We start from the raw sequence: 9,068 nt of genomic DNA on the forward strand, positions 1-9,068 counted from the left end.
TAAATGCTTAAGCCTTTTTTCATAAAATTCTTTTTACTTTAAGTAATTTTTAAAGCCCTCCTAATCACCTTAATCTCAAAAATTCATAAAATTTTTTTACTATATCAATATAAGAATTTATAGCAAAAATACTAAATCGCCGCACATATTAACAAAACTAATTATAAGCCTTTTTAAAGGCAGCATCATAATAATTATGTAAAAAAATCTTGATAAGGATTTTCCAGAAAATGTTGTAGTAGACAATAAGCATCCCATTATTGCCATATAAGCTTAACTAAATACTATCAAAAAAGAAGATATTAAATAGCTACAAAATTCTTAAAAAGCCCTAAACCCAAGCATAATCAATTTAATCGCTTTATGCCTGTCTTATCTAATGAATCACTAGAATCAACTCATCAAAACTCCTCACTTTCCTCTAATATCATTATGGTTATCTTTTTTTTAAAAAAAATCATATATGTATTAATTCTCAGCTTATCTTTCCTATACATTAGATTAAAAAATAGATACACAAACAACCGTGCTATTTTCGCTTCAACAAAATACCTATCAAAAAACAATATTTTACTTTCCTTATACAGGATAAAAAGATATAATATATTTGATATGTAAAATCGCTTTAATTTTTATTTAAACTTAATAAATAAATTGGAGAGAAAATAAAAAAAATGATAAAAGGCAATACGTTTATTTTAATATTGGTAACAACAATGTTTGTATCATGTAAATTCTATAGAAATGGTGATGCAAATAAACAAAATGCATCTTTAAGTGATGCCACTGGGGATATTGGCAATATAGGCTTAGGCATTTTACAAGACGAAAACAAAAAAGGTAATATTACTAGTAAGGTTGCTTTGGCTAAAGTTATAGGGCATGCTAGTAGTAGTGAGCTTAAGTTTAATGATGATCCTAATTCTAGTTTTAGTGAATACTACCAAGAAAAGACTACTGGCAAATTAACCGAAGAAGATGTGGATAAGCTTAAGGTCTTTTTTGACAAAACTATAACATATCAAGGGGTGCTAGATTCTATTTATAACCAAAATATACGCTATTATAATACTATTGCAACTTATTCTGGTTGTGCTGATTATAGTATTGGGTGTTTTAGCAAAGCCCCTTCTGAAAAGCGTAGCCAAGCTCTTGCTTATCTAGAAAATAATAATCTAGATAAAACGTATTCTAGCCTTAACAAAATGCTAAAGGAAGCTGCGCATGATTATTGCCCAAACGCCCTAGACAATGCAATCAAGGAATATAAAGAGGTTATAATAAAAGCTAAGGGGGCTGAAAATAACATAAAAAAAATAAACGATTTTACAGGAGATGAAGGAAATAATAAGGAAGAAGGGAAAAAAAATGTAGATAACTTAAAAAAAGTTAGGGATATTCTTTCTGTTTTTAAAAAGACTATAGAATCAGCTAGTGTAGCTTATGCCGATGCTTTTGCTATTATAGTATCTAGTTTATCTTCTGCCGAATTTATTGAAGCTGTTAATGAATTTAAGGAAGCTGCTAAGAAGTATACTAATGGGAATAGGGGAGACCACGCTGTTGATGTTGTTGTGGGTGCTATTGCTGGCATGGCTTTTGATACATATTATGAAAATGGATTTAAAAGAGCAAAGATGTTTGCTAATAAGGCAACAGGTACAGAGGTAGACAAAATTATTGCTGCTATTGAGAAGCTAAGCGTTATTTATAAAACAGTTAAGCCTAAAAATAAAGATAAATAAATAAGTAATAAATGTAATAATTAAGAAAATATAGAGAATATTATTAGGCATTTCTATTACGCTTTTTGTATACAAAATTTATTTTGACTCTGTTTTATTTTTTATAGGATATAAATGGGTGTATAAAACTACAAAAATACTTAACAAAAGACACTCTAAAACCCTATTTATTTTTTCAAAGCCATCTTAAGCAAATTTATAAATAATAAACCTTCATGAAAGGTAGGAAAATATTTATTATATTTTTATATTTCAAATTTTTTTGCATTTTCACCACAAAAAAATATCTAAAAGATAGTGAAGATCTGTATAGCTTATTTTCTTCTAACATCTTCTTGAAGACGTCATTATCTTCAATATACGCAATAGAAAATACTCTTAAAATAAAAAGAATCGATTCTTCAAAAATGCTATCTAAAATAGATCTAGAAATCTTTTTACCTTTTGCTTTGAATTCTTTTTCATATATATTTTTTGCAATTCTAAATACTATGGAATCGTCGGGTCTCTCATATAGAATATTTTTTAGGTTTTTTTGAATTATCTCTTCTTCTTTGATTAGAACATCCTTTGTTAATTTTTGGGCGAATGCTATTGAAGTATTTTTTTCAAAATTTTTAGTTTTCATCATAGTATTTTACATTTTCATAAAAAAAATCATCATAGTATTTTAGAAAAAATTCATCACCCTCTTCCCACATACAATCCAAAAATTGCCCTAATATTCTATTATCAAAACTTAATTATTTTTGAATTCTCTGCATCAAAAATAATTAAGGTCATACAAAATAAAAGTAGCTATAGAAATAATATTATGATCATGTGTTTTACAATATCATTATTGTTTTCATTATAACTTTTTATAGGGAATTTAAATGATCTTTGAAATATTATCAATCCAAATAATAAGAAACTGTTGTAACAATCCTTAGTATTTATATTTGACAAGATTAATCTCTTGTTTTACAAACTGTTAGATATCAGACTTACTTAGATAAAAAGCATGCAAAACTCTCTTTATATAATCACATTAATTTAATTAAATTTACTGCTGTTTTTGAAGAATTTATAGAAGCTTTTCTTATAAACTTTTTATAATCATCATAATTATTCTCATTATTAACTATATCAGATATTTCTCGTATAATTATTATAAAAGGAATTTTGAAATTATATGCCACTTGAGCCATTGCAGCGCTTTCCATGTCTAATGCAATTAAATTTTGAAATTCTTCTGGAATTTCTTCTTAATAATTACTGGAGATCAATAAATTGATCTCCAGTAATTATTAAGCCCGTAACTAGAACAGATTTCGCTTTTTGAATAAGTTATTCAATCTCTTTTTTTATTTTCACTGCTTTAACTCTATTAGAAGAAGAGACATTTAACTGTCTTAAAGCATTCTCCATTTCATTTTTTGCTTGTCTTGCCAAATTATTATATATTCTTCTTGACCAATTTCTACGTTCGTTTTTTAATCTTTCAGTAATAGTATCTTTTAAAGTTTTTGGGTCTATCTCAAAAAAGTATTTTTCAGATAGAAGGTACAGCAATAGGGCATGTTTTTCATATATTTAAAGTGCCCTTTATAGTTATTAGATATATATCTAAAATTGTAAATAAAGAAAAGAAAGAAGTTAAATATAATAAATTTTTTGAATTGGCCGCTTTTAATTCAGCTAAAGTTGTGCAAGAAATTTTAAGAACCCTTTAATAGAAGAAATATAAATAAACAAGTTACACATGAATATACGGATGCTATAATGAACATAGTGTCTGATATTCCATACATAGTTTTATTATAAAGTAAATATAGAGAGAGGGGCAAAGTGTTTATAAATAACGAGAAGGGATAATTAAAAGCTTATTAATAAGTTATTTGTTACTTGACTTTCTTATAAATAGCACTTAACTTATCAATAGCTTTAATCATATTCTCTACTTCGCTTCCTTTTTTATTGCTAGCAAACATTTTTGCTCTTTTAAACCCCGCATCTTCAAATCCACTTGTCATACCAGAAATAGTACCTACAATAACATCAACAGCATTATCTCCTTTATCTCCATTAGCATACTGCTTAGCAGCAACATTAAACTCATTAATAGCTTGCTTAAATTCGTTACAAGATAAGCTAGATGTTACAGCAACAAAAGCATCAGCATAAGACAGACAAGCTATCTCAATAGTTTTTTTAATAATAGGAAGAACACTTCTAGCTATTTTTAAATGGTCTACGTTTTTTTTCTTTTTCTCTGCAGTCGCACTTTTAGCATCTGTATAATCTTTTACTGTCTCTATTTTATTTTCAGCTTCACTAGCTTGCTCTATAGCTTTCCTATACTTCTCTATTGCATCTTCTAAAGTGGCGTCCTTATAACTAGAAACAGCACTCTTGAGTATTTTGCTAAGCTTAGAATACTCTTCTTCTAGTTTATTTTTTTTTAGTTCATCAAGAGCTTTTTTACGAATTTCAGAAGGCCCTGTACTAAAACATCCAATACTATAATCACCACAACTGCCATAGGTATTAATGGTGCCATAAGATCTTGTATATTTGTTATAAATAGAATCTAGACCAGATTGATATTTTTTAGTTTTGCTAAAAAAATCCATAAGCTTCTTATTGTCTTCTTCGGTTAATTTATCTTTACTAGTGACAGCAGGGGCATCAGCAAGCATTTCAGGGATACTCTTGTTTTTTTTAGCTTTGCCTGTAGTATCACTTGTATTTTCCTCTTGCTTACCTGAAGAAGTAGCTATTCTTGAATGACTAATTTTGTTAGCAACATCAAGTAAAGAAGCACCTTCTTTGCTTGCGCCAGAATTTCCAAAAAACTTGCAGGACACAAACAATATTGTTGTTAGCAGTAAAATATACATATTGTTTCTTCTCATCATTAATATCCCCTTCTTCTCTTTAGTTATTGATTATCCAAATATTATCTTATTATAAAGCAAATATAGAGCAGAGACAATAATTTTAAATTTATTTGCCATACTTGTTTTAAAAACTGTACTTTTATTCTTTATTGAATTTATCATAATTTCTCCCATATATATTATTAACGATAGGATCAATGTTTTGTAATATACATTCTAAATCATTTGATAATAAACCAAGTAACAAAAAAATAACAATGGGGGAAAAGAAGTTGAGAATAATGTTTAATAAGATGCTTATGGATTTTTTTAGCAAAACTAAAAAATATCAATCTAGTCTAGATTCTATTTATAACAAATATACAAGATCTTATGGCACCATTAATACCTATGGCAGTTGTGGTGATTATAGTATTGGATGTTTTAGTACAGGGCCTTCTGAAAATCGTAAAAAAGCTCTTGATGAACTAAAAAAAATAAACTAGAAGAAGAGTATTCTAAGCTTAGCAAAATGCTCAAGAGTGCTGTTTCTAGTTATAAGGACGCCGCTTTAGAAGATGCAATAGAGAAGTATAGGAAAGAGGTTGGCGCACAAGCTTGGAAGTGTTCTTAAGAAATCTGTTTCAATGAAAATTATTCTAATATCTAATAATACTTCTTCTTCTTGTAATGAACTAGCAAATAAAGTTACAGTATACTTTAAAAAAAATTAAAAAATAGCTTCAATAGTTATAAAGTAAAAGAAAATAAAAGATATGGGTTTTTTATTTATGCTAATTTTGATAAAATCAATTTGTATGTTTTCTTTATATGATTAAGGCGAGCAATGAATAGTCCATAAGTAATAGTTTGAGCAATTAAGTTAGAAAACTCATTGATAGAAAAGTTATCATTTTAAATATTTTCTTTTAGTATGATATAAGTTGCAATCAAAGTATTTGTTTTTTAGAAAATACACTCGGTTTTAAGTTTCATTCTATCAATTCTTTTATCGTCCTTGTTATATCTCAGATTAAATATTAAATTCCCAATGGCAAAATTCAAAATAATCCATTTTAGATATTTTTTTTAAAAAATAGTTTAGTAATATTAAACTTCATGTCTTTTTTTTATAAAAATGAATAATAAAGAGCCTATATTTAAAGAATATAGATAATCTTGAAAAACCCTCACAAGATGTAAAAACTAAGCATACTAATATAACTAATTTAGAAAATCTACTTAATGCCTTTAATAAAATTAAAGTATTAGTACTCAACATAAGGCAAAGTGAAGTAAAAATAGGAGATTGAATCACATGATTATGTATTTAAAACAAATGAAAGTATAGTAGGCTATATTGAAATTAAGGAAATTAAATAAACCCTATTTAAATCTGGTCTTGAAAAACTAAAACTTATTATTAATAATACTAAAATAAATAATGTTATAGGCGTTTTTAGGAATTTTTTAGTGTTGTACCTCAGCAAATTTAAAAAATAGAAAAGCTTGCTAGTTTTCCTTCACATATAGTTCAACATTAAAAAATATTAATATCAATAATATATATGGACCCTTCTCAAGAGTCGATATAAACAATTAACTTAAAATTCTTTAAGTTTTTAAGCTTCTAATTCTGACATTGTACTTTTGAAAAAGCCTTATGCAGTATCAATACCATTACTGTAATAAAAAATTAATGTATAATTGATTCTCCATATATTCTAGTGTTCGTTCTTGTTTTTGACTTAAATTGGGGAATTTTTTTAAATTCAATGATGAAAAGCTTGCAAGTGTGTAGTCATTAATAGATTTGAGTATGACATGTAATTGTTGAAGGAATTTTTTCACGTTGCCATTTTCAAGTTGAGCAAATAAATTTTCTATATTATTATCATCACAATCACAATTAAGTCTTTGATTAAGCTTATTTTGCAGGTTATAGGATCTGGGTTATCTTTCTTTATATTTTATAAAAACTCTTTTTTTGATTGCTTTAAATTTTTTGAATACTGTTTATTTTGAACCAAGTCCTTGAAGAATGTGGGTGGGGAGCTTATGTTTGATTACAATAAAAACTACCAATAATATAATAGGGGTTAAAATTATGCGCAGTAAGAATATTTTTATTAACTCAAAAATTAAACCATCATTGCTAACGCTATCATCAGATGATGAATACTTTTTGCCTTTAGTTAATAAACTTTATATTGAAAATTCTATTCCACTTATAAATAGTGGATATCTTAATGATTTTTCGGTTATGGTCCATTTTATATTCCAAATATCTCATCTTGCTACTACTGTACTGAAAATAGGAGTTATAAAAAAGTCATCATCTTCTAAATTAGAAAGTAAAATAATATTAGTAAACAAAAACTATTAAGCCCTTTCTTTCTTTAGTAATAATTCAGTTGCATCGGGTATGAGTTATTATTGATATTATGTTTTATTTTGACAATAAATATGAAAAAATTAATTTTTTAAATAAACAAATTGGTATTAGTAATCATAATTTCCCATTCCATTTCATTAATATTTTAAAAAACAAATTCTTCAAATATAATAAGACTTGTGATAGAAAGGAAACATCAAAGATATTATTTTTATTCATTATTTTTGTCAGAGCTTGCAAGAACATTGTTCCATGCGGTATTAACTATTATTTAAATAAACAAAGGTTTATCACTAAAAAATATTGCTATAGTACAAATTTGCTATATGGCAGCAATTATTATTTTGGAATTTCCATCAGGTATAATATCAGATATTTTTGATAGAAAAATTGTTTACTTAGTATCAATTTTTCTACTAATGATTTCTTATTTTATTGTTTTTAAAGCTTCTTCATTCGTGCTTCTTTGTGTTTCATGGTTTATATATGGGATGTCAGCTGCCATTAACACCGGTACAATTGATATTAGTTTTACTAAACTATACCAAAATAGTTCAAAAAAGCTAAAAGCTTTCATATCATTTGTAAAAATGCTACTAAGCATTAGCGCTATTTTAGTTGGATACATCGGAAATGTACTATATTTGTATATCAATATCAGATTGTATCTTATTTCATTATTAATATATTTAATATCTTCTTTAATTACAATTTTTTTTATACCAAATGATAAAAATATTGATCACAAGCTCAATAAAGAAGATTTAATTTCATATCTTATAAAGTTTAAGAAAAAAATAATAACATTATTAAAATCTAAAGAACTTTTAGAGTTATTTAGATTTTAAATAGCGCTATTCAATTTTTTTATCAACCTTTTTATTTATACTGGCAAGCAATTTTTATTGATAAAAATATATCTATTAGTATATTTGGATTCGTATATGTACTATTTCGCTTATCAGATATTGTGGGGCATGGACATTTAAAAAAAATAAACATTCAAAATATGATATTTATGTTATTTTAACTATAATATTTTTATTATCAAGTTCTATAAAAATAGTTTCACATATTTACATATTTATTACTATAATTATATTTTTAGTAATTTTAATTTCTATTTATTCTAATAATTTGGAATTCTTTTTAAGAAAAAATATAGATTCAAAGGTTTTAGGAACTATAACTTCTATTAATAGTACAATATCTCGTATATTTTCATTTTTAGCGTTAGCTATATGTTCAGTTTTAACTAATTTTACAAGTGCTATAAATACATTTGTTTTATTAATACTTATTTTTTGTACATTATCTATTGCTGTGACATATAAATTTAAAAATAATAGAAAAAGCTAAGAAATAGATATGATTAATATACTTCTTAAGTAAAGGACATTAAAATACTCATGTAAGGTATTTTTTAATATTTATTAAATTCATTTAAAGTAGATATTATATTATCTATTTCTTTTTGTTTATTAACTGTAAAATTAATTATTTTAGAATAATAAAAACATCTATTTTAGATAAACTATATTTAAAAAATTAAAATATAGTTTACTGATAATTAAGCCACATATTTTTTATATTCATAAAAATGAATAATAAAGGGTTTTTTTATATTCATAAAAATGAATAATAAAGGGTCTTTATTTAAAAAAATATAGATAATCTTGAAAATCCCTCACAAGATGTAAAAACTAAGCATACTAATACTTTACTTTTATTAAAGTATTAGTACTCAACATGAGGCAAAGTGAAGTAAAAATAGGAGATTGAATCGCATTATTATGTATTATAAAACAAATGAAAGTATAGTAGGCTATATTGAAATTAAGGAAATTAAATAAACCCTATTTAAATCTGGTCTTGAAAAACTAAAACTTATTATTAATAATACTAAAATAAATAATGTTATAGGCGTTTTTAGGAATTTTTTAGTGTTGTACCTCAGAATATTAAAATAGAAAAGCTTACTAGTTTTCCTCCAAATAGAATAAGGACGATAAAAGAATTGGTAGAAGGAAACTTATAAATGAGTGTATCTTCTAAAAAACAAATGCT

Annotated in this window: 8 protein-coding genes and 2 pseudogenes; 6 read left to right on the forward strand and 4 right to left on the reverse strand. The window is 25.6% G+C overall.

The features are described from left to right. Positions 1-674: 674 nt before the first annotated feature. Positions 675-1,745: a hypothetical protein gene (locus BVAVS116_RS05310; RefSeq protein WP_012665319.1), complete on the forward strand. Its 1,071-nt coding sequence runs from the start codon at positions 675-677 to the stop codon at positions 1,743-1,745. A gap of 226 nt (positions 1,746-1,971) precedes the next feature. Here the strand turns inward: BVAVS116_RS05310 and BVAVS116_RS05315 are convergent. The 3 genes and pseudogenes from BVAVS116_RS05315 to BVAVS116_RS06480 form a co-directional block, all read right to left on the reverse strand. After that, positions 1,972-2,376, reverse strand: a pseudogene (locus BVAVS116_RS05315) (class I SAM-dependent DNA methyltransferase); the annotation flags it as partial. A 394-nt stretch (positions 2,377-2,770) separates the two neighbouring features. Next, the gene (locus tag BVAVS116_RS05320; RefSeq protein WP_244427564.1) at positions 2,771-2,935 is read right to left on the reverse strand and encodes a hypothetical protein; all 165 of its coding nucleotides are present in this window, start codon (positions 2,933-2,935) and stop codon (positions 2,771-2,773) included. A gap of 139 nt (positions 2,936-3,074) precedes the next feature. Next, positions 3,075-3,299 carry a P12 family lipoprotein gene (locus tag BVAVS116_RS06480; protein ID WP_012665323.1) on the reverse strand — a complete coding sequence of 75 codons (225 nt, stop codon included), beginning with the start codon at positions 3,297-3,299 and terminating at the stop codon, positions 3,075-3,077. On the opposite strand from BVAVS116_RS06480, the pseudogene BVAVS116_RS06710 reads away from it, so the two are divergent. Then, positions 3,287-3,460 (forward strand): annotated as a pseudogene (locus tag BVAVS116_RS06710) (5'-methylthioadenosine/adenosylhomocysteine nucleosidase); the annotation flags it as partial. The gene BVAVS116_RS06480 and the pseudogene BVAVS116_RS06710 sit on opposite strands and share 13 nt — an antisense overlap. Before the next feature lie 168 nt (positions 3,461-3,628). On the opposite strand, the gene BVAVS116_RS05330 reads toward BVAVS116_RS06710, so the two are convergent. Next, positions 3,629-4,645: a hypothetical protein gene (locus BVAVS116_RS05330; protein ID WP_012665325.1), complete on the reverse strand. Its 1,017-nt coding sequence runs from the start codon at positions 4,643-4,645 to the stop codon at positions 3,629-3,631. Positions 4,646-4,908: 263 nt separating this feature from the next. Between BVAVS116_RS05330 and BVAVS116_RS06160 the strand changes: the two genes are divergently transcribed. The 4 genes from BVAVS116_RS06160 (at position 4,909) to BVAVS116_RS06715 (ending at position 7,849) form a co-directional block, all read left to right on the forward strand. Continuing rightward, positions 4,909-5,112: a hypothetical protein gene (locus BVAVS116_RS06160; protein WP_012665327.1), complete on the forward strand. Its 204-nt coding sequence runs from the start codon at positions 4,909-4,911 to the stop codon at positions 5,110-5,112. 99 nt (positions 5,113-5,211) lie between these two features. Next, the gene (locus BVAVS116_RS06825; protein ID WP_012665328.1) at positions 5,212-5,340 is read left to right on the forward strand and encodes a hypothetical protein; all 129 of its coding nucleotides are present in this window, start codon (positions 5,212-5,214) and stop codon (positions 5,338-5,340) included. A gap of 1,328 nt (positions 5,341-6,668) precedes the next feature. Beyond that, complete coding sequence (locus BVAVS116_RS06165) at positions 6,669-6,992, forward strand: hypothetical protein (RefSeq protein WP_051008161.1); 324 nt, start codon at positions 6,669-6,671, stop codon at positions 6,990-6,992. Positions 6,993-7,345: 353 nt separating this feature from the next. After that, positions 7,346-7,849 carry an MFS transporter gene (locus BVAVS116_RS06715; protein ID WP_012665333.1) on the forward strand — a complete coding sequence of 168 codons (504 nt, stop codon included), beginning with the start codon at positions 7,346-7,348 and terminating at the stop codon, positions 7,847-7,849. Positions 7,850-9,068 lie beyond the last annotated feature (1,219 nt).

This window comes from Borreliella valaisiana VS116 (assembly GCF_000170955.2).
Taxonomy (GTDB): domain Bacteria; phylum Spirochaetota; class Spirochaetia; order Borreliales; family Borreliaceae; genus Borreliella; species Borreliella valaisiana.